Here is a 24466-nt window from a genome sequence, read left to right as displayed (position 1 = left end):
AAAGGACATTTCTGGAGGGGAAAGGGTATGCTTACAATACTCTTAGTCGCACTTGCGCTGTATATTTTCTGGTTGTTGTTTCGTAACGGTCCTGCGTTTGCAGAGCGAGTGCCGAACAAAAAACGTAACTGGGTTGGACCTACGTCAAATCAAAAAGAATGGCAGGGCTATTGCTCCGAGGTCTTTCAGCCATTTAGCTCTCAAACTACCTTTTATGCCATCGCGTATTTCGCCAATTTTGTCGCTGCGGCAAATGCCATTTCTTGGTCGATCGTTTACGAGGGCGATTACTCCGTCATCATCAGTCGTTTTGGCAGTTACTTCATTCTCAATACGCACGATGCCTTGGTGATCTCTGGGTTCGTCGCACTGGCGTGTTTCATCATTAATTGGCAAATGGCGGTGCACTGCGCGGGCATCATGAGCCAGTATTTGGTGCGTATTTTGATCATCAATCGTACTCGCTTTGTCGCGATCAGTTTGGTGTTCTGCAGTTACTTTGCCTACCTGCTGACTGTCGGCATTTTCTGGTTGTTCCACGATGGATACTCCATTTGGCATGGGCTTACGCTCACTCCGGTATTTCTGCTGTTGGCTTTGTTGCTTGCGGTTGTGTTGCCATCAATGAAGAAAGAACCTGCCGAGAAAGAGTAAGCGCCACTTATTTCATTGAGTTGCGGTAGTAATTCCACTGAGGTTGAGGTAGGATTGCCGACCTTTTTTTCGTCAGTGGGAGGACTTATGTATATCGGCTTTGACTACGGCACCGCGAACTGTTCGGTGGCGAAAATGGAACAAGGTGAACCGCAACTTTTAAACCTTGAAGGGAATAGCCCTTACATTCCTTCCACCCTTGCTGCGCCAACGCGTGAGTCGGTGTCTGAACATTTGTTCCGCCATCGCAGCATCAAACCTTTCGATCAGGTTGGTGAGCAGGTTTTACGTCGCGCGATCAATCTTAATCGTGAAGAAAGCATTGAACTTGAGCCAGAAGACATGGCGTTTGGTCAAGCGGCATTGAATCGTTACTTGGAAGATCCTCGCGATATCTATTACGTGAAGTCTCCAAAGTCTTTCCTCGGTGCTTCTGGCTTGCGTGATGTTCAGCTGAGTTTCTTTGAAGATCTGGTTTGCGCCATGATGGACAACATCAAAGCGCAAGCAGAGAACAGTGCGCAGAAAATTATTACTGATGCAGTGATTGGTCGTCCGATCAACTTCCACGGTCGTGGCGGTGAGACGGCGAACATTCAAGCGGAAGGCATTCTTTTAAGAGCAGCAAAACGTGCTGGTTTTCAGAACATCGAATTCCAATTTGAACCGGTAGCGGCAGGTCTGGAATACGAAGCAACGCTAACCGAAGATAAAACCATTCTGGTGGTTGATATCGGTGGTGGTACGACAGACTGTTCTTTGATTCAGATGGGACCATCTTGGCGAGGTAAAGCTGACCGTACCGCAAGTCTGTTGGCGCACAGTGGTCAACGTATTGGTGGTAACGATTTGGATATCGCGTTGGCTTTCAAACAACTGATGTTCCCATTCGGTATGGAGAGCAAGATGGAATCGGGCATCATGATGCCAACCACGCAGTTCTGGAACCCAATTGCGATCAACAATGTGGAAGCGCAGAGCGATTTCTACTCACGTGAAAACTTATCGGCGTTGAAACTGCTGCACAAGCAAGCGCAAGAGCCTGAGAAGTTGGCTCGTTTGCTAGAGGTTTACCATGAGTCGCTGGGCTACAACATCGTGCGTCGCGCAGAAGAAGCCAAAGTCGCGTTGTCTGATCAAGCGTCTTACCGTGCGGGCATTAACTTGTTGTCGGAGTTGATTGAAGTCGATGTTCAACGTGATGAGATGATCGAAGCGATTGAATCACCGAAGAATAAAATGACGGCTTTGGTTACTGAAGCAGTAGAGCAAGCGGGCGTAAAACCGGATGCGATCTTTATGACGGGTGGTTCGGCACGTTCACCTATTTTGCGTGATGCAGTGCAGACAGTATTGCCAAACATTCCAGTGGTGAGTGGCAACTACTTTGGTTCGGTCACCGCAGGTCTAGCACGCTGGGCAGAGGTTTGCTTTAAGTAAGACTGAGCGAGGAACGAACGAGTAGGGAATCTCTAGAGTGCACATCAGTACAACCAAAGGTGCACACGGCTAGAATCATAGGTACCAAAAGAAAAAGAGCCCGCTGAAGTAGCGAGCTCTTTTCGTTTAAGCGATTAGTGATGGTGCGTGTGCTTTTCCATGTGGTCTTTCTTCTCAACCGCCATTTCTACTTCCACTTTACCTGCTTTTTTGAACGTCAAAGTCACAGGGAAACGGTCGCCTTCTTTTAGCGTTTGGGTTGGGTTGAAGATCATGAGATGGAAGCTGCCTGGCTTGAACTCTACTTTCTGCTGAGGCTCTACCTCGACTTCATCAATCTTAATCATCTTCATCATGCCGTCTTCTTTCGTGTGAGTATGAATTTCCACACGGTCAGCAATCGGTGTCGAAGCCGCAATCAGTGCGTCGTCGACGTCACCTAGGTTACTTAGCTGGAAGAAACCGCCAATTACTGGTGCATTTGGTGGCGCTTCACGGCTCCAAGGATGATCGATGTGAATCTTGCCTGCTTCGTATTCGTGAGCAAGGCTGAGTGGACTTGCCAGTAAAGCGACAAGAGCGATAGCTGTGGTTTTGATTGTTTTAAGCATTAGTGTTTTCCTTATGAAATTTGGCTTCTCCGATTCGAAAGTTCGATCGGCTTAATAGTTGTTTTCGTGTGCCACATGCAGAGCATTAGGCGAGGAAAGCACAAGGCGGTGATTGTTTTGGTGCGACGTGTTTATAGACTTGTTTGCCACAAATCGCGAATTGGTAATGTATGAGCGTGTTCTTAGTGCGCCTTAGCCAAGAAAGCGTAGCAAGGTAAAGTCCTAGCGCGATAGAAATAAAGAATTGCGCTGCTTGCAATAACGGACACTCAAATTGAAATCCATCATGCAGATTAAGGTCTTGAACAAATTCAGAATTGGGCAGTGCGTTGGCTTCAATCAGTTCGTTAATATCCACCCATTTAAAGCCATCAGCGGTACACAGCAACACCTTTTCATCTTGAACTTGGTTTAGCCAATTTTCGCTGTGGATTTGCGTAGGGTTCAGTGCCGCAGTCGATGTTAGGTACAGCTGAAACAGCACAGCGATAATGATCGTGATAGCGCTTAGTGTCTGTTTTCCTTGCTGTATTCTGAGTATATCCATGCGACTCGATAGTGAGATTTTTAACGCGGCGATACTAACAAACGAACAATAATTTGTAACTATAAGTTTATAAAATGGTGATGTGAGTGTGTTTTATTTGTTTTGTGGTTATTTGTTCTGAGAACCGAAATCGCAAATGTCGTTATCTAGTAGCCTTCTAAATCCATTGGTAGGCTGAATTTTAGGAATTTTGTTGGTGATTTTACGTGCTAGAATCGAACTGATTCAATTCAAACTGATTATCTATTCCTCACTTGTTTTCCATTAACAGAATTATGACAGTAATTTAATAAAGGATACGGTATTCTCCGCACCTTTGTAGTTGCTTGAAGCGCCCGTCACATAAGGGCTGCGGAATCTTAAGAAATTTCTCCAATGAAATACGAACAACAGATCGGATATCGATATCCTAAAGGTCGATTTGCTATGGTGAGCGTGTACGCGTTTACTGGCGCTGCGATTTTAGCATCGACTATTTTTTCTCTTTTACTGTTTTTGTCGATTGACGAAAACCCAATGATGCAGGCGCTATTCGGCGGTCTGGCAATCATCTTTGAAGCGGGCAAGTTTTACGCTTGGTATGAATACGGTGAGCGTCGTGCACACAGAAACTACACCGGAGCCCTAACGGCGTTAGTGTTCTATCTGGTGCTTGCCGCTATCTCTATCGGCGGCAGTATCGGTGGCATCAACAGTGCGACCAACAGCGCCCAAAGTCATATCTCTGTAGAACAAGCGAAAGTGGAAGCCTACAACCGTCAGATTGCGTCAATCGATAAGCAGATTGAACTGAACAACATGGCGGCGCAAAAGTACATCGAGATGGAGCGTATCGCAACTGGCGTAACGCGCATTCAAGAGCAGAACAAGAAGCTACGTGAAGAGCAGCAACGTTTAGCAACAGAGCGTGATAGCTTACCGCCAGTGGCGCAAGGTTCGGTGATTGGTCTTATCGACAGCTTAGCGAAAGCGTTTGGAACGACATCTTCTCAGGCGCAGCTGGGCTTGGTGGTGTTCTTATCTATCTTGTTGGATTTCTTTGCTGCTTTCTTTGTGGGTTTGATTGGTGAAGAGAATCGCTTCCGCCATTTCTTCCGTCGTAACGACGGGATAACGTTAGCAAACATCCGAGATATTGACCCAGAGCCAGCGGGATACTTGCCTCATATCAAAGAGGAAGCCGAGCCTGAAGCGCAACAAGAGCTTGAACCAGAAGAGCCAAAAACGTTATTAGAGCAGGTGAGTGACGCGTTAAAAGGTCACCAAATTACTTGCACCAAAAAAGCGGTGGCGAAGCAGTTCAGACTTTCGGCAGAAGAGGTCGACAAAGTGTTTGAAGAACTAGCTAAACTTGGTTTAGTCGGTAAGAAAGCCAACCACCATTACCACTGGATTGGTCAGACCGAAGTGGCTTAAGCATTGTGAACGAAAAAACAAAGGAGCGTCCAGATGGACGCTCTTTTCATTTACTCTAAACCCATATTTCACCAATCGACTCACTTCAGGCTGACGATTAATCAGTGATGATCTTCTTGGTTGTGTTTTTAATAGGTTTCTTCTCTTTCTCTGGCATTGCAGCGTCGACGGCCTTACCTGCAAGTCCTTCCTCGGGTAGCGCGTCTTTACCGGCTTCTACCGTGCTGTCTTTTAAGGCTTCTTTTGGTGTGCATCGACCACCGACTCCCACTACCGCTTTAGTGGCTGTTGCTTTGGCTGCTTTTTCTGCGTCACAGTCTGGGTCCAATACGCCAGCATCCGCAGAGGTTGCGCCAAATAGGAGGAGAAGTAAGGCAAGGTTACGTTTGCTCATTACAGTTACCGTCTTCATGTCAACATGGATTAAGTGTAACTGAGTGATATGAGTTTGCAGGAAAAGAAAAGTGCCGCAGACGCGACACTTGTGAGTTTCTGTTGTAATTTCGGAGCCTTAGTCGTTCGCGACCTCGATTTCTCTTGCGATATTTTGATCGTTTACAACTACACCATCAACTTCAATAGTCGCACCGTCTAAGTTCGCTTCTTGTACGCCATTAAGCTGAGTATTGGTATCAATCACAACCGTTTTGGTTTGGAATTCTGGTCCATGATCGTTTTGGCAAGCAAGCACGAAAGTTCGGGAGTTTGCGTCGTAACTGTTTACTAAGCCTGTGCACTCAAAAGACTCTAATCGCTCTGATGTATTATCGTTGTTTGTTGCCGCGAAACTGCTTGCTGAAATACAAGCACCGAAAAGCATAATTAGAGGTAGTGTCATTTTACGCATTATTAATCCCTCATTTGGTCATACGTATCTGTTGTAAAAATTGAAAAGAAAAGACGATACGAGAGAGGGAAGAAGCACCACAAAGGCGGTGCTTCTTAGTTGTGTTTGTTGTACTTATTTCGACTTAGTCGTCAGATTCCAAAGGCTCAATCTCAAGTGCAACATTTGTGTTGTTGATGATAGTACCTTCAACTTCTACATGTTTATTTGCGATGTTTGAAAATGACAGACCATCTTCAAACATTGTTTTGCTATTTACGACCACGCTAGAGTTATCGATAGTTTGGTTTAAATCATTCCAACAATGATCGATGTCGAAAGTTGCGGTGTCCACGCCATTAATTTTGTGGTTTGCTACCCAGCCAGAACATTCGAACTCATTAACGTTCCAATCTTCTTCGTTATCATCTGCCCAGTCTGGCTTTTCAAACTCGACATGAGTTGCAACCGGGGTGTTCAATGTTCCCATGACAGAAGTCACTTCAACTTCAGAGCCGACGGCTAGATTGGCGATCAACGCTGGGTTACAAGGTGCGTCATCATCATTTTGGAAGCAAGTTTTGCCATCAATGATAAATGTTCCGCGGTAGTTAAGCTCGAAGGCGCTCTGGTCTTGGTTTACCCAAGTGACGATGCCTTCAACATCATTTTCTCCTTGTAGTTGGTTGTAGCTTTCAACTTCAACTAACGAGGCATGAAAAACGTTGCCATTGAAAGAGCCTTCTGCTTCCACCCATTGACCCACTTGTAGATCCGCAATGCGGTCATAAGCGACAGCCACATTTGCACCAAGTTTGAATTCTTTCTTATTAAGGTCAATGCTTGAAATTCGACCTTCAACTTCATCTTGATCAGACAAGCTGGTTTCAAATTTTACGACTGAAAGTACTTTGTATTGGTTGTTCGCCGCAGGTAGAGACGACACCATTACCCAGTCACCACTGTCAATATCAGAGTTAATGAGTTCTGGATAGACAAGTTCAAAACCATTGATGGTGAACTTGCCCGCGTTTTTGTCGATGATCTTAATGTGACCAGTCATGGTTGGTTCTAGTGTTACAACAACGGGTGCACTAGACGATTTTTCCTGACCAGAACCAACTTGAACCATCATGTTAGGCTTCACAGAAGCAAGGTTGGTTTGTTTACCACCATACATAACTTCTGATACGCGGTAAGTGTAGCCATTTACTGTGATTGAACTGTTTTCACTACTTACAGACTCTACGGTACCGATAGATGCACTTGGTTTCGCTACAGGTTGAGTTGACTCTCCTTCCGTAGGATGTGTAGAAGAGTTATCGCTACCTCCAGACCCACCACAACCTGATAATGCAAAACCCACTGCCGCTACAAGCGCTAATTTTTTCATGATATCGACCTATTTTGAAAGCTTATTTATGAATTTGGTTGTATCTTATGGCGCTTATCGTGAAGTGTTCGTGAAGAAACGTGAGCCTATGAAAATATTAATTGTCGATGATAATCACAATGTTTCAGAAACTATTGCGGATTATCTAGAGCTCGAAGGAATGACGATAGATTGCGCTTACCATGGAGAGGCTGCGCTAAATTTAATTCAAGAAAATCATTATGATGTCATCATTATGGACATCATGATGCCAAAACTTGATGGCATCAGTACAGTCGAGAAACTCCGTCGTGAGCAACTTTGTGGTACCCCAATTTTGTTCTTGACCGCCAAAGATACTCTCGATGATAAAGTCGCGGCATTCAATGCTGGTGGTGATGACTATTTGATGAAGCCATTTGCCATGCAAGAACTTAGCTTGAGAGTACATGCATTAGCCAATCGAGGTCCAAGGCAAGATATTGGCACGTTAAAGTTTGCAGACATAAGCTTAGATGTGAGAACCGATGAAGTGACTCGCAATGGTAAACACATCAAACTCAGCCGCATTCAAACTAAAATTCTAAAGCTGCTTTTAAAGCGCGCGCCTGCAGCGGTGTCTCGTACCGAAGTAATTGATAATGTATGGGGTGATGAGCCTCCAGGCAGCGATGCATTGAGAAGCCATATCTATGGTTTAAGAACGGCGCTCGACAAGGGTTTTGATGATTCCAGACTAGAGACGATTCATGGACAAGGTTACCGACTCAAAGCATAAAGAATACCCAAGTATTTATCGCAAGATCCGCTGGGGATTTGGTTTAATGACCTTTGCGATGTTTACCTTATTTTGGTCGTTAATTTATGTAGCGGAGAACAAACTCGAAGTACTGAGCTTACACCACTGGTTGGATACAGAGGTAGAGCTGTACCAAGAGAACTTCCAAAACATGGGGTGGGATGCGCCGCTTCCTAACGTTCTAGAATTTGATTCTTATTGGAGTGAAGCACCAACACCAGAGTGGCTGTTGTCTTTCAAGTTTCCCGGTTTCTATGAATACCTTTTAGGCGAGGAGGATAAGCATTTTGTCGTGTTTGATCACCCGTCTGGTAAAGGCTTGATGTACATTGTCTTTCAAGATGACTCGGATGACTACTTGGATGAATACGAAAGCTCGCTGCACCAATTCACCTTCTTTTTAGGTGGATTGTTTTCTTTGATCATGGTTGGCTACGGTGTCTATATGGTGCGCATTTTGTCGCGTCCACTTGCCAAGATTGAAGACAAAATAGGGCGAATGCCACCTGACCAACCGGGTTTCGATGTGGATACCAAATTCAGCGAGACTCGTCATATTGAACAGACTCTGTTAGATAGTAAAAATGAAATCGCAGGGTATTTTCGTCGTGAGCAAGAGTTTAGTCGCTTTGCTTCTCACGAACTGCGCACGCCCATTATGGTTATTAAAGGCTCAACAGACATTTTGGCTCGCGTACCGGATCAACCGCCCATTGCTCACAAAGCTATCACACGTATGCAATCGGCTTGTGAGGAAATGAGAGTGTTAACGGAAGCCTTCTTACTATTGGGTAAAGAGAAGGTAGAGCCGCAACACTATGCCGATCATGCGTTAACCACATGCTTAAAACAGCAGTTAGCTGAGCTTGCACCTCTATTTGCTAAACAGGGAGCAGAATACAACCTGAGCGAAAATGAGAGTGGGCTCGTTCATGCCCCAGAGAGTTTTGTGACGATTGTAATTAATAACCTGATCAAAAACGCGTTTAGCTACAGTATTGGCGATATTGAAATCGTGTTGATAGGCACGCAACTTACTATTGTTAATCGACACGATGGTAACGAAACCTACAATGCAGGTTATGGTTGTGGCTTAGTTATTGTCGAACGTATTTGTGAGCGCATGAGTTGGCCATTTGAACTGGATGATGATGGCGTAAGGTTTACCGCTACGGTTGATTTTCGATCGTAAAGTCATCAGATCATTAGATTCCAGTAACACACTCATAAACGGTTAGTTGCAAAGCCAGAGCCTCGACTCTGGCTTTTTTGTTCCTAACTGCCAGTGAAACAAGAAAAAATCTCGATTTGAATTAGACTCATAAGAGTAAAAATGAAACCCAAGGAATGGTTATGCTCTCTTATCAGGTCAGCCGAAGTATCGAAATCGAAAAGACGCAAAGTGAAATCATCGATTATCTGAAAGATTTTACCCATTGGTCCGAATGGTCACCATGGATAATTTTGGAACCGGATTGCGAACTTACGTACAGCGAAGAACAAGGAAAAGTTGGCTCAGGATATCAATGGAATGGTAAACGTATAGGTACAGGGGCGGTGGTACTGGAAAGTACACAAGAGCATCGCCTTGATATGGAGTTACACTTCTTTCGACCATTTAAAAGTCAGGCGAAAGTGACATTGATTGTGACGCCGTCACAGAAGGGGTGTGCAGTAGAATGGATGATGCAATCCCGTGTACCTTGGTTTTTATTCTTCCTTAAGGGGATGTTTAAATCCATGATTGAAATGGATTATGATCGCGGTTTACGTATGCTAAAAAGCCAGTTGGAAACCGGGCAAGTCTTATCTCAACTCAAAGACCTCGGTTCCCGGAAACAAAACGAAGTCAGCTACATTGGCTTGGCTGGGGCAGGAACTATTTCAGAGATTGGTCCTGTTATGCAGCAGCATGTCGAACGCTTGTTTGAAATGGCAGAAAAAGAAAACCTCCCCGTTACTGGTGAGTTGTTTTGCTACTACCTTTCGATGGACATGAAGCGTGGTTATTTTGAGTTTATCACGTGCTTACCAGTACAAGCAGGAGTCGTGGCGAGTGGCGAGTTTGTTGCTGGAACTATCCCCGCCAGTGATACTTATGTCGTTGAACATAAGGGCGAATACTGGTTCTTAGGTAACGCGTGGTCATTGGTGATGAACCTAACGCGACAAAATGGCATTAAAGTGAAAACCAAGCCGTTAGGGATCGAACGCTATATGAACAACCCCAATGAGACAGAGAAAGCAGATTTGTTGACCGAGGTAATTGTCTTCAAGAAATGATATGCGTTGTAAAAGTATGAAGAAACACCATGTTTCAATCCAACTGCATGATAATATTGATTAATCAATTAGAACGATAACCAAGTTGATGAGTGCGATGCTCAAGTACCTCTCAGTTACTTGGATAAATAGCACCATCGCATTATGTCATGGATGAGATATGAAACTTAAATATTCCCTAATTACTGCCTGCTTATTTGCGTCTACTTCTTATGCGGATGAAGCCCCTAAAAACATCATCTACATGATTGGTGATGGCATGGGACCTGCTTTTACGACTGCATATCGTTACTACCACGATGATCCAAGTACAGAAGAAATAGAACCAACAGTATTTGACTCAATTTTAGTCGGTATGGCGAAAACCTATCCAGACGATGCTACTTATGTCACTGACAGCGCTGCGAGTGCAACGGCATTGAGTACAGGGGTCAAAAGCTACAATGGTGCGATTGCGGTTGATACTGAGAAGAAGCCAATTAAGACAATGTTAGAGATGGCAAAAGAGCAGGGTATGACGACGGGGCTTGTCGCAACCTCGCAGATCAATCACGCTACCCCAGCGAGTTTTGCCGCACATAACGAATCACGCCGAAACTATGATGAAATCGCCAATGATTACGTCGACAATAAAGTGGATGATCAACTGCCAGTCGACTTGTTACTCGGAGGTGGTGTCCGTTATTTCGAACGAGATGACCGTAACTTAGTTGAAGAGTTTAAAGAACAAGGGTATCAGTATATTACGGACTTCAAACAACTTCCGGCGTTGCAAACCTTGCCTGCTCTTGGCTTGTTTGCAGATAAAGCATTTCCGTTCGCATTGGATGAAAACCCAACTCGATTGCAAGTGATGACCAACAAGGCGTTGTCCTTACTTCAACGCCAAGATAACGGCTTTTTCGTCATGATTGAAGGCAGTCAAATAGACTGGTGTGCTCATGCGAACGACATTGCATGTGCGATGGCAGAAATGGATGACTTTGCAAAATCAATTGAACTGGCAAAAGCTTATGTTGATGCTCACCCAGATACGCTTTTAGTCGTTACGGCGGACCACTCCACGGGTGGTTTAACCCTCGGTGCTAATGGTCAGTATTTATGGGATACAGAAGCGATTAAGGGCGTTCATACTACAGCGTGGCCGTTGGCGATGTCTTTGGCCAAATCTCACGATATGATCGCGACGTGGAATGAGTCCGTAGATTGGGCATTAACTAAAGATCAAAGCCGACAACTGGCATACGCGAAGTTGAGTGAAGAGCCAGCTAAAGCGCTTTACAAAGAAGTGAAGGATATTATCAATAAGAAGAGTTATACCGGCTGGACGACGAAAGGACATACCGCAGTCGATGTTCAGGTCTTCGCTTATGGTAAAGGCTCTGAGCAGTTTATTGGTTCGCAAAACAATACGGATATCGCTAAGAAACTAATCAACTTTATTCAATAATGAATGGGTGTCGATTGATAGTTTCTCGGGAGCGAACTTGTTGTAAAGTCGTTAGTTTTACGTGCTTCTTCATTTCTTAAAAAAATACCTCAGCGATTGCTGAGGTATTTTTGATTAAAAGCCAACTTCTCTTGCTAGAGAATTATTGTGCACGGTATTTACCGCTGTTTAATTCAATTTTAGACGCTTTTACGCGACTGTCAGCATTCAGATAGTCACTGATGCCCAAAAGGTCTTGTCCTTCAGAGGCTTTGAATACCGCTGATTCGCCCTGAGCGAAAACAACTTCAAGTTTGAGTTCTTTTGCTACTGCTTTAGCGTCTGCTGGATTTTTTACCGTGACAAAGATAAGGCCGGTTGCTTTTGATACATTGCTAAATGCATTCTTAAACACCTCGTCACCTGCATGCAATTCAGCGGCTTCTGAAAGGTTGTCGACAGACAGTTTACGGTAATCTTGACCGTTAATTTCTACTGCATCAGACGCGATGAACAAGTCTGGTGTTGGTTGCTCCGCTAATTGTTGCTCTGCTTGTACGGCAGTTGCCAACGTTGATAGAGCCAAAATCGAAAATGTCATAAATTTCATGTGAATGACTCCTTAGTGACCAAAGATACGCATAGACCAGTTCTTGATAACGCCTGGCTTAGCATTGTTTGCCATCGGTACATCATAGATAGCTGAAGAATTGAAATATGCAATGAATGAGAACACTTCATCACCATTAGTATCGATAGCGCGTAGCGTCCATTCACCTTTCGCGTTTTCACCATAGAAGTGGTTCGAAAGCATCAGTTGGTTCTCGTAACCCGCAATGCTTGGATCCAGTGATTGTCCAACCAGACCGTTGCGAGGCGTTTGTAGAACAGAGCGAGTGCCTGATGGAGAGATCAGCTCGATTGCCAAATCTGGTAGACGTGAGTGCTCCAGTGTTAGCTTTACTTGAACCGATTCAACCGTAATGTCATCAGTAACAGCAATGGCTGATGCTCCGCCCGCTAGACTTGCGTCTGGAACACTGACTTCTGTGGAGTTGCTTGCCCAAGGCGTAATGATTTGTGCTGGCAGAACATTGTTTGTCATGCGTGCACGTTTCATTGCTTCGTCTAGGTTTACAGCACCAAAGCCATAGAACGTATGGAAATTAACGCCAGCTGCGTTCGTCTGCCATGGAGAAATCGCTTCATAGCTAACAACTTCGCCTTGATTATTAACGAACTCAAGTGGCACTCCTGGGTGATCTTCGTCTGTTACACTTGCTGTTTCTGCAAGTAACGCACGAACGTCACGAGCAGTCAGTGCGTGGTTAGTTGACATGATGGCAGCAATGGCACCTGAAGTGTTTGGCGCTGCAGATGAGGTGCCATTCATTGTGCTGGTGTAGTTACAGTTTGGATCTTGCTCTGTACCACCATGGAGACCGTTAATACCAAGATCAGCACTGGTGTTTTGACCTTGTTCACAACCCATCAAGTCGGTGGTGACCATTGCTGGGAAATCTTGACCGTATTCACCAGCAGGCGCTGCAACCCAAACGTTTGAACCCACTGAAGAGTAACTTGCGCGGGTACCATCAGCACGCAAAGCGCTGGTTACTAAGTTGTAGTAATTTGAGTTGTCATAAGACTGCACTGCGTTGTGCATAGGTAGCCCTTTGTTGCCACCGCCAGTAAAGAAGTCACCTGGTAATACAAAGAATCGACCCGTATTGAAGTAACGATAGCCGTTACCTGCTGATTTTACGAACACGGCTCCGCGACCCCAAGCGTTATTCTCGCTGACGTCTTTCATCACATCCACTTCCAATTTGAACTGTGGATCGTTTTCATCGAAAGCAATTGGGGAAAGAGGACTAAAGCCGTAGCTTTGGTTGAATACACGAACATCGCTTGTTGACGCATCTGCACCGTGAGAAATCAACCAACCTTCAAGAGTTTGGTTTGCGAGCCAGTTAAAGCCCATAAGAGAAGAGCGAGAAGCGACACCGCGAACCCCTTCGCCATTGTTACCAACGGCACTGATCAGACCGGCAACCGCGGTACCGTGACCATTTGCGTCTACCGGATAATCAGATGGGAAAGGAGAGTCTTCGATGAAGTTTCGGCTACCTGTGACTACGTTACCTGCAAGATCTGGGTGATCGATCTGTACGCCTGAATCAATGACCGCAACCTTAACGCCAACACCAGCAATGCCCATTGCTTGAGTGAGTGTTGTGTTTAGGTCGTTACCGGCAACCGCAGGGTTCGCTGCAAACGCAGTTTGTCCGGTGTTGTTTAGGTGCCATTGCTCAGAATAGAGCGGATCGTATGCCGAGACGGCAGGTGAAATGCCTACTGCTAGCATCGCAGCGAATAGGCGATTAATGCGTGTTTCCATTTGTGACCTCATGTCTTTGTTTGGAATTTTTCTTCCTGTTCGGTACTCCTTTAAACAGGTCTAAACAAAGCTAGCGGTTAAAAATGGAGACGAAAACTGTTTACATCTTATTTACTTTTGTTTTTCGACGCACGACAGTATCTTAGTGTTAACCACTTGAAGGTACGTAAGATTCTAGATATTTGGTGAAAATATAGCGTGTTTGAAAAGCAGGAATATTAGTGTAATTTCCTGCTTTTTATGGAATGAGGTGATTTATATGGCAGGTTGTATGGTTGCCTCAGGTTCTGTAGGGGCTTTCTCTTTGCGAGACAACAGACCGTCAACCACTTTCTCAATGTAGAGTTGCTTATATTGTTGGTCACACCAACGCTTGTTCAAACCTCGACGGTTGAACTCAGCACCAATCGCAACACGTGTTTGGTTTGAAGCGCGATTGTAATACAAGGTCTCACACAACTGCATGTTACTCATCTGTTGAGCGTATACGTTGACGCTGCTGCTTCTCATCCCAAGTTGTGCAGCTTGTTGGTTGCTGCATGCTGCTAAAAACAAAGGCGCAATCGCAGCAAAAATCCATGTTTTCTTCATTGTTCTGCTCTATGACGTCGAGTGAATCTTGTACTGGTTACGACCAGCTTGCTTTGCATCATACAGAGCTTGGTCAGCAGCGAAAAACCACTTATCCCACTCTTGTTTGATAGTTTGCGCGCTTAATTCATTAACCGCGCCAAGAGAGATTGTCGCGCCCATGGAGTCAGAGTCAACCTCTAGGTTGTTGTTTTCAACCGCAAGTCTCAAACGGTCCAATGTTTTTGCACAGTCGTCGGCATGGCTAATTTCGAAGAGAAGCACAAACTCTTCACCGCCCCAGCGAACCAGCAAGTCGCCAGAACGTGTCGCTTCATCGAGTATTCGTGCCACATGCATCAACATTTTGTCGCCCAAATCATGACCATATTGGTCGTTGAACACTTTAAAGTAATCAATATCGATGATCGCGAGAGCAAATCGACGACTTGGGCTTCTGCGCGCCATATTATCGAGCCAGTTCGGTAAGAAGCGGCGATTGTGTACCTTAGTTAATGGGTCCGTTGTGTTCTCTTGTGCAAGTACTTCATTGATTCGGTTCATCTGCCTGATATAACGGAACAACCAAAAACCAATGACGGCGACAACAAAGAAGTAGAAGATTTCGCGATAACGCTGCGACTCCAGTTCAGAAGCTTGCAAAGCATTCTTAGCCTCTAAAAGAGTCAGTTCTTTTTGTGCCAGTTTCGCTTCCAAATCGAGTTTGATATTAATCATCTCGTCGCCATGAATATGATTTTCAAAGCTCTTTTCTAGATTGCGGAGAAGCTCTAATGCGTTGAATGCTTCTTCGAAATGCTTAAGCTGTTGGTTTGCTCGGATAAGAACTAAATACAGATCCATTTTTTGTTTGGTCTCTGCACTTGCTGTTTCACTTAACCCTTCTAGGGCGAGATTTGCACTCTTTATCGCTTGCTCGAACTTACCATCTTGAAGATAAGCTTCTGAAAATGCTTCATAGCATGCTGCTTTCATGCCTTTTAGGTTTTGTGGATTGGGTAAATCTAAACAAGCTTGCGCCAACTGATAGGATTCTTCCATTTTCCCAAGCGTGCTGAGTAGCTGGGATAGGTTAGATACCGAGTTATGCTTAATTCTAACTGACCCTGTCGCCATTGATAGTTTGGCTGCTTCTTCGAAGTAACGCTCAGATTCCTCGTACTTTTCCATCCCAAAGTTAATGACACTCAAGTTTGCGTACATAATGGCTAAGAAAAGGCTATTGTCGTACTTCTCTTGGCTGTTTAAATAGCCTTTTAATGCTTGGTCTAGATAAGTCTTTGCACGATCCCAATCTGATAATTCCATATACAGAGAGGCAATGTTGTTGAGCGTCATCGCGATTTGAATTTCGAACTCTGAATTTTCCAACAAGTCATAAGCAGTTAGATAGTGTTTTAGACTTGTTTGTACCTGAGAGCGTTGAACTTCGGCATTTCCCAACCAACGGTAGGCGCGTCCTTGAAGGGAGTTATAGCCAATTTTTCGAGAGATATTAATAACGTCATGAAGAAGAAGTTCACCTTGCCAGACTTCATCGGCCTCCACCAATTCTACTGCTTGATTCAGTTTTGCCTCGGCAATAACCCACTGCAAATTATGAATGGTACCGAATTCGACTAGGTTTGGGATTTTAGGTAGAGGAACACCTTCATAACGCTCAAGATAAATACGAGCAAAATAATACAGAGCTTGGGATTCTGGTGAGGCGTCTTTAGGTAGTGAAAGTTCACTGGATTTAATTGATCGCGGTTTGCCGATGGAGTCAAAGTAGAACTCAAGCATCGGATAGTCGTCTTTAGCGATATGGTGCCTTAGGTAACTCTCTTTGTTTGGTTGTTCAGAGGCAAAGCTAGAAGACAGACAAAGTGTACTTAGGACAATCGGAAAAATAGTTCGTAACGTTTTAAGCGGGAAAAGCATTAGTTTGGTGATAAGAGCTGACTCTTATAATTGAAACACATGTGAAGTCTATCACTTATTCTGAGTGATTACCCATAGATTTAGGCAGTCTATCTATGCTTGTAAAACCTTTATCAGATCAATGTTTGTAGAGGGTTGACATTACGGGAATTTAAAAACGAAGGACTTTGGAGAAAGGAGAGCGTCGGCTGATGAGTCCTAACCAGATACAAACGAACTGAAGTTGTTAGAAGTTTAAAAGAGGAGAGTGAACTAGCAAACAAAGAGAGGGATCTGCCTTAAAAAAACGTTTGATCTCTAAAATTTCATCTCGTTGTCATAAATATTTAATATTGCTATGTCTTGTGGAAAAAGGCGTTTTTAGACATAGTGTTATTAAGCCATGAAAAACTGGCTGTTCCCATCAAAAAGGAGATTGCCTATGCACAACGAAATGATTCAACCTTCTCGCTTCGGTATTATCGGTCGTACTTGTATTGCTTCAGTACTGATGATCGCAGGTGTTTTCACTCTCATTCAATGAGACAGTAACGAATCATCACTGATAAGAAAACCATAGCAAAATTCAGGGAATTACCTTAATAAAAAATAAGGTATTCCCCTGAAAATCTCGCCTAAATCTCTTTTCTTAACTCAACAAGCTAAAAACCAACGCACTTACTGCAACAATACCTGTCATTAGTACAAAGTATGTAGATGCTTTCCCACGATACTTCTGCAGCCCTTTCACTTTATATACCGCTAACATCGGCATAATAAATAAGATCATGGCAATGACTGGACCTGATAGAGCTTCCATCATGCCTAGTATGCTTGGGTTCATGATTGCTGCAATCCAAATAGACACAAACAGTACGACTACACTGATGTGATCAACACGTCGTTTTGGCATATCAGAATGCTTAGTGATCAAACCATTCAGGCTTTCGCGCGCGCCAAGGAAGTGACCAAGGAATGAAGAAGTAATGGCAACGAAGGCGACAAGTGGCCCCAAAGTTGCAATGAATGGGTTTTCTGTTGCGTTAGCTAAGTAAGACAATACCGATACGTTTTGTGCTTTTGCTTCTGCCAATTGCTCCGGGGAAAGAGCAAGCACGCATGAGAAGACAAAAAGCAGCACAAATGCGATCAGCATAATGCTTGTGCGGCGCAAGATCAGCTCTGATTTTACATCGGCACCTTCTTCATAGTGTCGGCGTTGTACATTCGCAAAACTTGAGATCGCCGCAGCGTGGCTAAATGAGAAGATGACGACTGGAATCGCCAGCCACATTGTGCTTGCGAAAGATGACATTTCTGGTGCATCCATCACTGGCATGCTCCAGTTTGGCATTAGATAAAATGAAAGAAACGCCAGAATCGCAACCAACGGGTAAACCATGATAGCGAACGCACGTAGCATCACTTTTTCACCCGCCATCATGATAGCAATCAAACTGAATACTAATACGCCAGATAGTAGGGCACGTGGCAGTGGCTCCATACCCGCTTGGTTGACCATAAAGCTGTCAACGGTGTTGGTAATACCTACGCCATAGATAAGTAGAATCGGGAAGATAGAAAGAAAATACAGCAGCGAAATCGAACGACCAGCTTTCGCTCCGAAGTGCTCTTCTACAACATCTGTAAAGTCTGCATTTTTGATTTTGGATGACAGCACAAAGCGAGCAAGACCTCGGTGCGCTAAGTAAGTCATTGGATAAGCGAGGATCGCCATAACAACCAAGGGCCAGAAACCACCGATGCCTAGATTAATAGGAAGAAATAGAATGCCTGCACCCACGGCAGTACCAAACAAGCTTAATACCCAGTGAGTATCATGTTTTGTCCAATTATTTGTTGTGTTTAATTCACTAAAATTTAACGTTTCTCGAGATTCTTTCACTTAAAACTCGCCTTTATAAAAATAATAATCGCGCGGATGTTATATGTTTTAGTGATTGTTATCACATTGGTGGAGTGGTGAATCATGCTGGTGAAAAGGCAGTGGTGTAAATTATCGAACCATGAAAATTTGCAAAAAGCGATATATAGTTTCAATTTTATATATTAAAACTGAAACTATATCGTGAAATTTAACGATTTTTTGGTTTTAGATGTTGTGGTTAAGCTTTGTTCGATAACTTTGTAAGGTAGTCATGTAAGGGAAGTGGCTTAGCAACACCAAACCCTTGAGCAAACTGAATATTTAGCGACTCTAGGGTGTCAATATGTGCTTGTGACTCCACAAATTCGGCAACGGTTACTAATTTCATGCTGGTGGCAACTTGGCTGATGGCTTGAACGATAATTCGGTCGTTTTCACTATCAACGATATTTTTTACAAAAGAGCCATCAACTTTGAGCACATCCAGTGGGAGGCGACGTAAATAGTCAAAACTGGCGTATCCGGTACCAAAGTCGTCCAATGCGATGGTCGACCCTGATGCGCGAAGAAGATCGAGATTGTGAATAGCGATGGGTTCATTGCGCAGCGCATCCGACTCGGTTATCTCAAAGCACAGTTTATCCATTGGTATATGATGCAACCTAGCTTCTGCCTGTATGTCTTCCGCCATCCCTTCATAATTGAGTGCCTTAGCGGTCAAGTTGATGGCACAGCGTCCAACAAGATTCCAATCTTCCACTTGCGCCTTTAGTGCGCTGAACGTGTGTTCAATAACCCACTGATCTAATTCTAATTCGAGTCCAAACTCATTGATCAACGGGAAGAACTCAGCAGGTGACATGAGCTCACCTTGGTTTGGCTTTAACCTCAGAAGGATTTCGAAATGCGCGGCTTGAGGTGTTAGCGTCAGGGCGCGATACGGCTGACAATAGAGCTCAAACTGATTCTCACGAAAGCACTGTTGGATAAAGCTGAGTTGATTGAGTGTGTTGGATTGCTGGTGGTTGTGAGTTACCCAACTCACACAGCTTTGCTGATGAGCTTGTTGCTCACACAGTTTAGAGATAAGTGGGTCAAGGTTACTATTGCCAAAGGTTGAAGCGCACTGAATTGTTCGTTTTACGAGACTAATAGCTTTGTCGTCGAAGTAAAAATAGAAGCTATCTAGTAGGCTAATCAGAGTATCGAGCTCTTTTTCCATGTTTGGTAAGCGGGGCGCGATGCAGAGTAAACCACTCGCAAAAGGAGGCAGGTAGGCGCGCTGCAAGTGCTCAGTATTTGATGCGAGATATTGACTGAGCTGTTTCATTAATTGCGCTCTACCATGATGACCTAGACCACTTAGCTTCGACAACGTAGGCTCAAGGTCTATGTAAATCAAAGTAGCATTCGTGTGCTTTGCGACATCGTCTTTAAGTTGCGCGAGATTGTACAACCCCGTGAAGCTGTCGATACGCTCTTTACGAATGGCATTGCGTGTGGTGACGTAGTTTTTAATCGTGTGAGCGCCAAGCATAAACGTAAGCATGGTGAGAACAAACAACACCAAAAGCATGGCGTAAACTTGCTCTCTAGAGAGAATATCCGCGTTGAATCGTTTTATGATGCTTTCGATACAAATCAATAAAGTGGCGGCGCCTACCAACATTGGTCGTACCAAGCCAAACTTGCCTAACGCCATGCCTACCAGACAAAGCAAAATCAAACTCAAGGTGTTGAGTGTTAGTGGGTTAGTCGTTGATATAGCCGCCACAAGGAAAAGCGCACAAATCATCAGCCATAATCTGAAATGCAAAGGACTGGAATGAGCGTCCATCATGGCGCGGTCGAGCTTTAAATAGGGCGCATTATCACCATCGAGCACGTAGCTCAGTCCTAGGCTTAATAAAGGGGTCAGTACCATTTGCGTTAAAATCGCGCTCAAAACTGAATAGGCGATAAACTCAAAAGAAAAATCTGGCGCTCCTCCAAGAAGTGCACTGATCAGAAGCAAAAGTGCGGTGTTCGCTATTGGGTAAAGAATGCCGATTAAAATGGCGAAGTAACCTAACTTTAGTGTGAAGTTGTAAGCCAGTACACGCTTCAATGCAGCGCGATAAAGTTGGCAAAATAGTAATGGCAGGGTGGGCAAAAAGAAGGCAAATAATAGCGCCATCTCCCAAGGACGCTGGGAGAAGACGGTATAGTAAAATAGCAGGCTCGCGACAATGGTCGGCAATACTCGCCAACTGTATCTTAAGGTCACAGCAACGACAAAAGCGGCTGTGAAAGAGAGTACATGGACACGATCTTGCGAGATAACATAGAAATTAGACAGGCTATAACTGACTTGTATCGCGCAAAAAATTAGGGTTTGAATGCCTAAAAACTGCCACCACTTTTTATTTTTATAATCGAGCAAAGGGTTGATTTGCTCGAATCCAGACATCGACATTATTCAACTCTAATTATGACAACTTAATTGAAGCGCTGACGTAAACGCTAGCGGTACATTTTCGTAATGAATCGCTTGCTAATGAGCCTGATTGCTCAATAAGGACGACTGCTTTCGTCTCGTTATTATTATTTTTGTATATAAGAGCGGCGATTATTCAACAAAAAACGACCAACAATCAAATAAAAACTGGTATGACGTTCCATTAGTTAAAACTGGCTCTCATCATCAAGAATTGGTCTGACCAAAGCAAAAAGAAGTATACCCAAGGAGACTCGCCCTTCGGGAGCATGTCATTGAGTTGATTTCTGCGTCACCCAACTTGATGACAACGCTCTGAACCCTGCATCTTGAAGTCGCTTGGGTATATCAATGTGAACTGCATGAAATCGTTAGGTTTTATCGCACTTTGCAACTATATTCACTCGGAGAATTTTATAAGGAAACATTGCCAATGCAGATCACCTCAGCAGATAAAAATGATTTAGCAGCTCTATATACACTGGAGCACAAGTTATTTGGTCATCACGCTTACCCTCAATTTTTCTTTCGACAAGCATTTGATTGTTGGTCTCAAGGTTTGTTGGTGGCCAAAGAAGAAGGGCAAATAGCTGGTTATGTGCTGATGGCGACAAGTGATGAACAATACACGCAATGGATTCTGTCATTAGCGGTAGATGCGACACACAGAGGCAAGGGGGTTGCGCGTTTGCTAGTGGATAAGGTGCTAAGTAAAGTTGAAACAGGCTCAGTAGTGAAGCTGACCGTTGATCCTGACAATATACCTGCCTTCAAACTGTACTCATCGCTTGGCTTTGTTGTGGTCGCGGAAGAGGATAACTATTTTGGCGATCAAGAACCGCGCTTGGTGATGCAACTCGCTCGCTAGTGCTGCACTTCTGTGAAACAAATCCGCACCTAATCAGTGCACAACCAAATATAAAGAGAAAACGGATCTTTATAAGTTATTGAAAATGAATGGTATTAATAGTTGGCATTGGGATTGCAATTTAGATTACGTTCATCGTTAACTCGATGCGCCGCTTTCCCTTAGCAGGCGGTTAAGCGGATAGGGTATTACTTTTTTGAGCTTTTATAGGCAATGCAGCCTCTCTCGTTTCGGGAGAGGTTTTTTTTCGCTTATAGCTCGTCATTCTAAGAAAAGAATCAGGGGGCGGAATGTCGCAAGGATGCAAAAAAACCACTTGTCCCTATTGTGGTGTTGGATGTGGTGTCGAGGTCAATGCGAAAGGAATCGTTGGGGATGCGTGTCATCCTGCAAATGCGGGATCACTGTGCGTAAAGGGCGTCGCGCTGGCAGAGAGTTTGAATATGCCTTCGCGCTTGCTGTATCCAAAGCTTGTCACCAAGCAGCGACCTCAAGGGCAAGAAGTGCAATGGCAACAAGCCACGGATCTGATTGCAGAAAAGATTCATCAAGCGAAAGCGGAGTTTGGACCGGATTCCGTCGCTATGTATGTTTCTGGTCAGTTGTTGACGGAAGACTATTACGTCGCCAACAAACTCATGAAAGGTTACGTCGGCAGCGCGAATATTGATACTAACTCGCGTTTGTGTATGTCTTCGGCGGTTGCGGCTCATGTACGAGCATTTGGTGAAGATGTCGTTCCCGTCAATTACGATGACATTGATAATACCGAACTATTGATCATATGCGGTGCCAATACCGCATGGACACATCCTGTGTTATTCCGCCGAATCCAACAAGCGAGAGAGAAGAATCAAAATTTAAAATTGGTGGTGATTGACCCTCGTGAAACGGTCACCGCGCAGCAAGCGGATTTGCATCTACCGATTAAAAACGATGGTGATGTGTCACTCTTCAATGGGTTGTTTAAGTTTCTTATTGAGCAGCAATACATTGATTCTCAATACATAAACTCCTATACCGACGGGTTTGAGGCGCTTGCAGAAGAAGTTTCTGATTTGCGTTACAATGTCACTAATCTATCACCTTCCATTGGTATTTCGGAAGAAAAGCTCACGACATTCTTCCAATGGTTCGCACAAAGCCCAACCGCAATCACGCTGTTTTGCCAAGGCGTGAACCAAGCTGAAAATGGTGTCGATAAAGGCAATGCCATTATTAATGCACACTTGGCGACAGGTAAGATTGGGAAAGCTGGTTGCGGTCCTTTTTCTATAACTGGTCAGCCAAATGCGATGGGTGGGCGAGAAGTCGGTGGATTGGCAAACCAGTTAGCGGTTCATCGCGCTTTTGACGCAGAGTCTATCAAGGAGGTACAAGCGTTTTGGGATTCACCAGAAATTGCCACTAAGCCCGGATTAAAAGCCGTCGAGCTGTTTGAGGCGGTAGAACGTGGTGAGATTAAAGTTCTGTGGATCATGGCAACCAATCCCGTTGTCTCTTTACCAGATAACCAATTGGTAAAACGTGCGCTAGAGATTTGTCCATTTGTGATTGTTTCAGATATCACAGCGGATTCGGATGTAGCGCATTACGCGAACCTGCTGCTGCCCGCCGCTGGGTGGGGGGAAAAGCAAGGCATGGTGACCAACTCTGAGCGTCGACTTTCAAGGCAGCGCCAGTTTCAAACACCTCCCGGTGAAGCAAAATCGGATTGGTGGGCGATAAACCAAGTTGGGCAAGCTTTGTGTGAACTAGAGAAGACCAAGAATGGTTTTGCATTTACCTCAGAACACGCGGTATTCAGGGAGTATGCGGCGATGACAGGCATGAATGCAGATTCGCCATTGAAGCTCGACCTATCTCAATACGCAAACTTAACCGAGCAAGAATACGAAGCTTGGAAGCCTACTCAATGGGGAGGAGTACGCCCTTTTTCTGATGGCGTCTATTCACACCCAGATGGAAAAGCGCGTTTTGTCGTGACCAGCGAATTGCCTCAACGCTTAGAGAGAACAAAAGGCTGGTGGCTCAACACGGGTAGGCAACGCGATCAATGGCATACCATGACGCGCACAGGGCATATCGCACACCTTGCTGCCTCTGAGCTAGAACCAACCGTGTACATGAACACACTCTCTGCTACTCAAAATCGCTTAAAAGCAGGACAACTCACCACGCTGTTCCAGCCCACTTCAAACACCAGTATTTATGCCAAAGTTGCCATTGATGAAGGTTTAGGTTTTCAAGAGCTGTTTATGTCAATGCACTGGGCGGGTCGATATGGCGGTGAAAGCGGTGTTAACGCAATAGTAAACAGCGCAAAAGACCCTATTTCTGGGCAACCTGCGTTTAAGTCATCTTATGTTGAAGTGCAAGACGCGGCGGTAAAAACCTACGGTATGTTCATCGGTACACAGTTTGATTCTGGCAAGTTTCTCTACAGCGCATTTCAAGCAGAAAGTAATTTGGGCATCTGGCGCTTTGCACACGATAAAAGACCAAAGAAGCAGAGTTTTTGTCGAACGGAAAAGAACCGCAGGATTACGATAGATATTGCCCAGGGTTGGCTAGCGGTGGATTACGACCTTGTTGGGGACGTTCGTATCATTCGCTCTGTTTTAGTGGTGTCTAGTGAACCAATTCAAACCGATTACACCAACTTTACCGGCTTGATTGGCAAACCGATGGAGCTATCGCAACTGCTTACCATCACTCAATCGCAAAGCAGTGCCAAACTGGTCTGTAGTTGTTTCCGCGTCACCGATAAACAAATACATGACGCGATGGAGAAACAAGACTGCACGTCAGTGACCCAACTTCAAAACAAACTCAAATGCGGTACTAACTGTGGCTCGTGCGTCTCTCAAATCAAACAAATGGTCGACAGCCATCAGCATCAAAAGGGCAAGCAGCAAGCGAACCAGCAAAGTCTGGCTATTCAAATAAAGTAAGTCACAAAG

The 24466-nt window shown here is 44.5% G+C and carries 20 protein-coding genes; 9 read left to right on the top strand and 11 right to left on the bottom strand.

Annotated features, from left to right (window positions below; translation table 11 throughout):
* Positions 1-27 precede the first annotated feature (27 nt).
* Both MHO32_RS13750 and yegD read left to right on the top strand, forming a co-directional pair.
* A complete protein-coding gene (locus MHO32_RS13750; RefSeq protein WP_009696323.1) occupies positions 28-654 on the top strand; it encodes a hypothetical protein in 627 nt (208 codons plus the stop codon).
* Positions 655-741: 87 nt separating this feature from the next.
* Complete coding sequence (yegD, locus tag MHO32_RS13745; protein ID WP_041053286.1) at positions 742-2094, top strand: molecular chaperone; 1353 nt, start codon at positions 742-744, stop codon at positions 2092-2094.
* Positions 2095-2228: 134 nt separating this feature from the next.
* Here the strand turns inward: yegD and MHO32_RS13740 are convergent, their stop codons facing one another.
* Together MHO32_RS13740 and MHO32_RS13735 are read right to left on the bottom strand one after the other, a co-directional pair.
* Positions 2229-2705, bottom strand: a complete 477-nt coding sequence (locus tag MHO32_RS13740; RefSeq protein ID WP_239212494.1) for a copper chaperone PCu(A)C — start codon at positions 2703-2705, stop codon at positions 2229-2231.
* 85 nt (positions 2706-2790) lie between these two features.
* Complete coding sequence (locus MHO32_RS13735; protein ID WP_005450125.1) at positions 2791-3252, bottom strand: hypothetical protein; 462 nt, start codon at positions 3250-3252, stop codon at positions 2791-2793.
* A gap of 375 nt (positions 3253-3627) precedes the next feature.
* Between MHO32_RS13735 and MHO32_RS13730 the strand changes: the two genes are divergently transcribed.
* Positions 3628-4668 (top strand): hypothetical protein, encoded by a 1041-nt coding sequence (locus tag MHO32_RS13730; protein WP_017190882.1) that lies wholly within the window; start codon positions 3628-3630, stop codon positions 4666-4668.
* A 97-nt stretch (positions 4669-4765) separates the two neighbouring features.
* Here MHO32_RS13730 and MHO32_RS13725 read toward each other — a convergent pair whose 3' ends face one another.
* From MHO32_RS13725 to MHO32_RS13715, 3 genes are all read right to left on the bottom strand, one after another.
* A complete protein-coding gene (locus MHO32_RS13725; RefSeq protein WP_045487290.1) occupies positions 4766-5062 on the bottom strand; it encodes a hypothetical protein in 297 nt (98 codons plus the stop codon).
* A gap of 117 nt (positions 5063-5179) precedes the next feature.
* Positions 5180-5515 (bottom strand): hypothetical protein, encoded by a 336-nt coding sequence (locus tag MHO32_RS13720; RefSeq protein ID WP_017190880.1) that lies wholly within the window; start codon positions 5513-5515, stop codon positions 5180-5182.
* A 124-nt stretch (positions 5516-5639) separates the two neighbouring features.
* Entirely contained in the window at positions 5640-6887 is a 1248-nt protein-coding gene (locus MHO32_RS13715) for a DUF5666 domain-containing protein (protein WP_239212492.1), read from the bottom strand.
* Positions 6888-6975: 88 nt separating this feature from the next.
* Between MHO32_RS13715 and MHO32_RS13710 the strand changes: the two genes are divergently transcribed.
* The 4 genes from MHO32_RS13710 to MHO32_RS13695 all read left to right on the top strand — a co-directional run bounded on the left by MHO32_RS13710 (position 6976) and on the right by MHO32_RS13695 (position 11398).
* Entirely contained in the window at positions 6976-7644 is a 669-nt protein-coding gene (locus tag MHO32_RS13710; RefSeq protein WP_005450120.1) for a response regulator transcription factor, read from the top strand.
* Positions 7616-8857, top strand: a complete 1242-nt coding sequence (locus MHO32_RS13705) for a sensor histidine kinase (protein WP_005450118.1) — start codon at positions 7616-7618, stop codon at positions 8855-8857. Before MHO32_RS13710 ends, MHO32_RS13705 begins: the two co-directional genes overlap by 29 nt.
* A gap of 161 nt (positions 8858-9018) precedes the next feature.
* Entirely contained in the window at positions 9019-9948 is a 930-nt protein-coding gene (locus MHO32_RS13700) for an SRPBCC family protein (RefSeq protein ID WP_017818729.1), read from the top strand.
* 160 nt (positions 9949-10108) lie between these two features.
* A complete protein-coding gene (locus MHO32_RS13695; RefSeq protein WP_239212490.1) occupies positions 10109-11398 on the top strand; it encodes an alkaline phosphatase in 1290 nt (429 codons plus the stop codon).
* Positions 11399-11540: 142 nt separating this feature from the next.
* On the opposite strand, the gene MHO32_RS13690 is transcribed toward MHO32_RS13695, so the two are convergent.
* The 6 genes from MHO32_RS13690 to MHO32_RS13665 all read right to left on the bottom strand — a co-directional run bounded on the left by MHO32_RS13690 (position 11541) and on the right by MHO32_RS13665 (position 20614).
* Entirely contained in the window at positions 11541-11987 is a 447-nt protein-coding gene (locus MHO32_RS13690) for a hypothetical protein (protein ID WP_005450111.1), read from the bottom strand.
* Between the two features lie 12 nt (positions 11988-11999).
* Positions 12000-13778: a S8 family peptidase gene (locus tag MHO32_RS13685; RefSeq protein WP_009703138.1), complete on the bottom strand. Its 1779-nt coding sequence runs from the start codon at positions 13776-13778 to the stop codon at positions 12000-12002.
* Between the two features lie 255 nt (positions 13779-14033).
* Positions 14034-14369 carry a hypothetical protein gene (locus tag MHO32_RS13680; RefSeq protein ID WP_005450107.1) on the bottom strand — a complete coding sequence of 112 codons (336 nt, stop codon included), beginning with the start codon at positions 14367-14369 and terminating at the stop codon, positions 14034-14036.
* Between the two features lie 9 nt (positions 14370-14378).
* On the bottom strand, positions 14379-16292 hold the full coding sequence (locus tag MHO32_RS13675) for a tetratricopeptide repeat-containing diguanylate cyclase (RefSeq protein WP_005450105.1): 1914 nt from the start codon (positions 16290-16292) through the stop codon (positions 14379-14381).
* 628 nt (positions 16293-16920) lie between these two features.
* A complete protein-coding gene (locus tag MHO32_RS13670) occupies positions 16921-18177 on the bottom strand; it encodes an aromatic amino acid transport family protein (protein WP_009696312.1) in 1257 nt (418 codons plus the stop codon).
* A gap of 220 nt (positions 18178-18397) precedes the next feature.
* Positions 18398-20614, bottom strand: coding sequence for an EAL domain-containing protein (locus MHO32_RS13665; RefSeq protein WP_239212488.1), 2217 nt, complete (start codon positions 20612-20614; stop codon positions 18398-18400).
* Positions 20615-21068: 454 nt separating this feature from the next.
* Here MHO32_RS13665 and MHO32_RS13660 point away from each other — a divergent pair, with 454 nt between their 5' ends.
* Both MHO32_RS13660 and MHO32_RS13655 read left to right on the top strand, forming a co-directional pair.
* Positions 21069-21503, top strand: a complete 435-nt coding sequence (locus MHO32_RS13660) for a GNAT family N-acetyltransferase (RefSeq protein WP_069687635.1) — start codon at positions 21069-21071, stop codon at positions 21501-21503.
* 290 nt (positions 21504-21793) lie between these two features.
* A complete protein-coding gene (locus MHO32_RS13655; RefSeq protein ID WP_239212486.1) occupies positions 21794-24457 on the top strand; it encodes a nitrate reductase in 2664 nt (887 codons plus the stop codon).
* Positions 24458-24466: the final 9 nt, after the last annotated feature.

This window comes from Vibrio sp. MMH1-50, from assembly GCF_022347645.1.
GTDB lineage: Bacteria > Pseudomonadota > Gammaproteobacteria > Enterobacterales > Vibrionaceae > Vibrio > Vibrio harveyi.
Note: the sequence above shows the minus strand (reverse complement) of the source record. Positions and strands in the feature narration are given on the sequence as shown.

What these genes read in the sequence shown, in the direction of transcription:
- MHO32_RS13750 (WP_009696323.1), top strand. Translation starts at nt 28, where the DNA reads ATGCTTACAATACTCTTAGTCGCACTTGCGCTGTATATTTTCTGGTTG.
- yegD (WP_041053286.1), top strand. Translation starts at nt 742, where the DNA reads ATGTATATCGGCTTTGACTACGGCACCGCGAACTGTTCGGTGGCGAAA.
- MHO32_RS13740 (WP_239212494.1), bottom strand. Translation starts at nt 2,705, where the DNA reads ATGCTTAAAACAATCAAAACCACAGCTATCGCTCTTGTCGCTTTACTG.
- MHO32_RS13735 (WP_005450125.1), bottom strand. Translation starts at nt 3,252, where the DNA reads ATGGATATACTCAGAATACAGCAAGGAAAACAGACACTAAGCGCTATC.
- MHO32_RS13730 (WP_017190882.1), top strand. Translation starts at nt 3,628, where the DNA reads ATGAAATACGAACAACAGATCGGATATCGATATCCTAAAGGTCGATTT.
- MHO32_RS13725 (WP_045487290.1), bottom strand. Translation starts at nt 5,062, where the DNA reads ATGAGCAAACGTAACCTTGCCTTACTTCTCCTCCTATTTGGCGCAACC.
- MHO32_RS13720 (WP_017190880.1), bottom strand. Translation starts at nt 5,515, where the DNA reads ATGCGTAAAATGACACTACCTCTAATTATGCTTTTCGGTGCTTGTATT.
- MHO32_RS13715 (WP_239212492.1), bottom strand. Translation starts at nt 6,887, where the DNA reads ATGAAAAAATTAGCGCTTGTAGCGGCAGTGGGTTTTGCATTATCAGGT.
- MHO32_RS13710 (WP_005450120.1), top strand. Translation starts at nt 6,976, where the DNA reads ATGAAAATATTAATTGTCGATGATAATCACAATGTTTCAGAAACTATT.
- MHO32_RS13705 (WP_005450118.1), top strand. Translation starts at nt 7,616, where the DNA reads ATGGACAAGGTTACCGACTCAAAGCATAAAGAATACCCAAGTATTTAT.
- MHO32_RS13700 (WP_017818729.1), top strand. Translation starts at nt 9,019, where the DNA reads ATGCTCTCTTATCAGGTCAGCCGAAGTATCGAAATCGAAAAGACGCAA.
- MHO32_RS13695 (WP_239212490.1), top strand. Translation starts at nt 10,109, where the DNA reads ATGAAACTTAAATATTCCCTAATTACTGCCTGCTTATTTGCGTCTACT.
- MHO32_RS13690 (WP_005450111.1), bottom strand. Translation starts at nt 11,987, where the DNA reads ATGAAATTTATGACATTTTCGATTTTGGCTCTATCAACGTTGGCAACT.
- MHO32_RS13685 (WP_009703138.1), bottom strand. Translation starts at nt 13,778, where the DNA reads ATGGAAACACGCATTAATCGCCTATTCGCTGCGATGCTAGCAGTAGGC.
- MHO32_RS13680 (WP_005450107.1), bottom strand. Translation starts at nt 14,369, where the DNA reads ATGAAGAAAACATGGATTTTTGCTGCGATTGCGCCTTTGTTTTTAGCA.
- MHO32_RS13675 (WP_005450105.1), bottom strand. Translation starts at nt 16,292, where the DNA reads ATGCTTTTCCCGCTTAAAACGTTACGAACTATTTTTCCGATTGTCCTA.
- MHO32_RS13665 (WP_239212488.1), bottom strand. Translation starts at nt 20,614, where the DNA reads ATGTCGATGTCTGGATTCGAGCAAATCAACCCTTTGCTCGATTATAAA.
- MHO32_RS13660 (WP_069687635.1), top strand. Translation starts at nt 21,069, where the DNA reads ATGCAGATCACCTCAGCAGATAAAAATGATTTAGCAGCTCTATATACA.
- MHO32_RS13655 (WP_239212486.1), top strand. Translation starts at nt 21,794, where the DNA reads ATGTCGCAAGGATGCAAAAAAACCACTTGTCCCTATTGTGGTGTTGGA.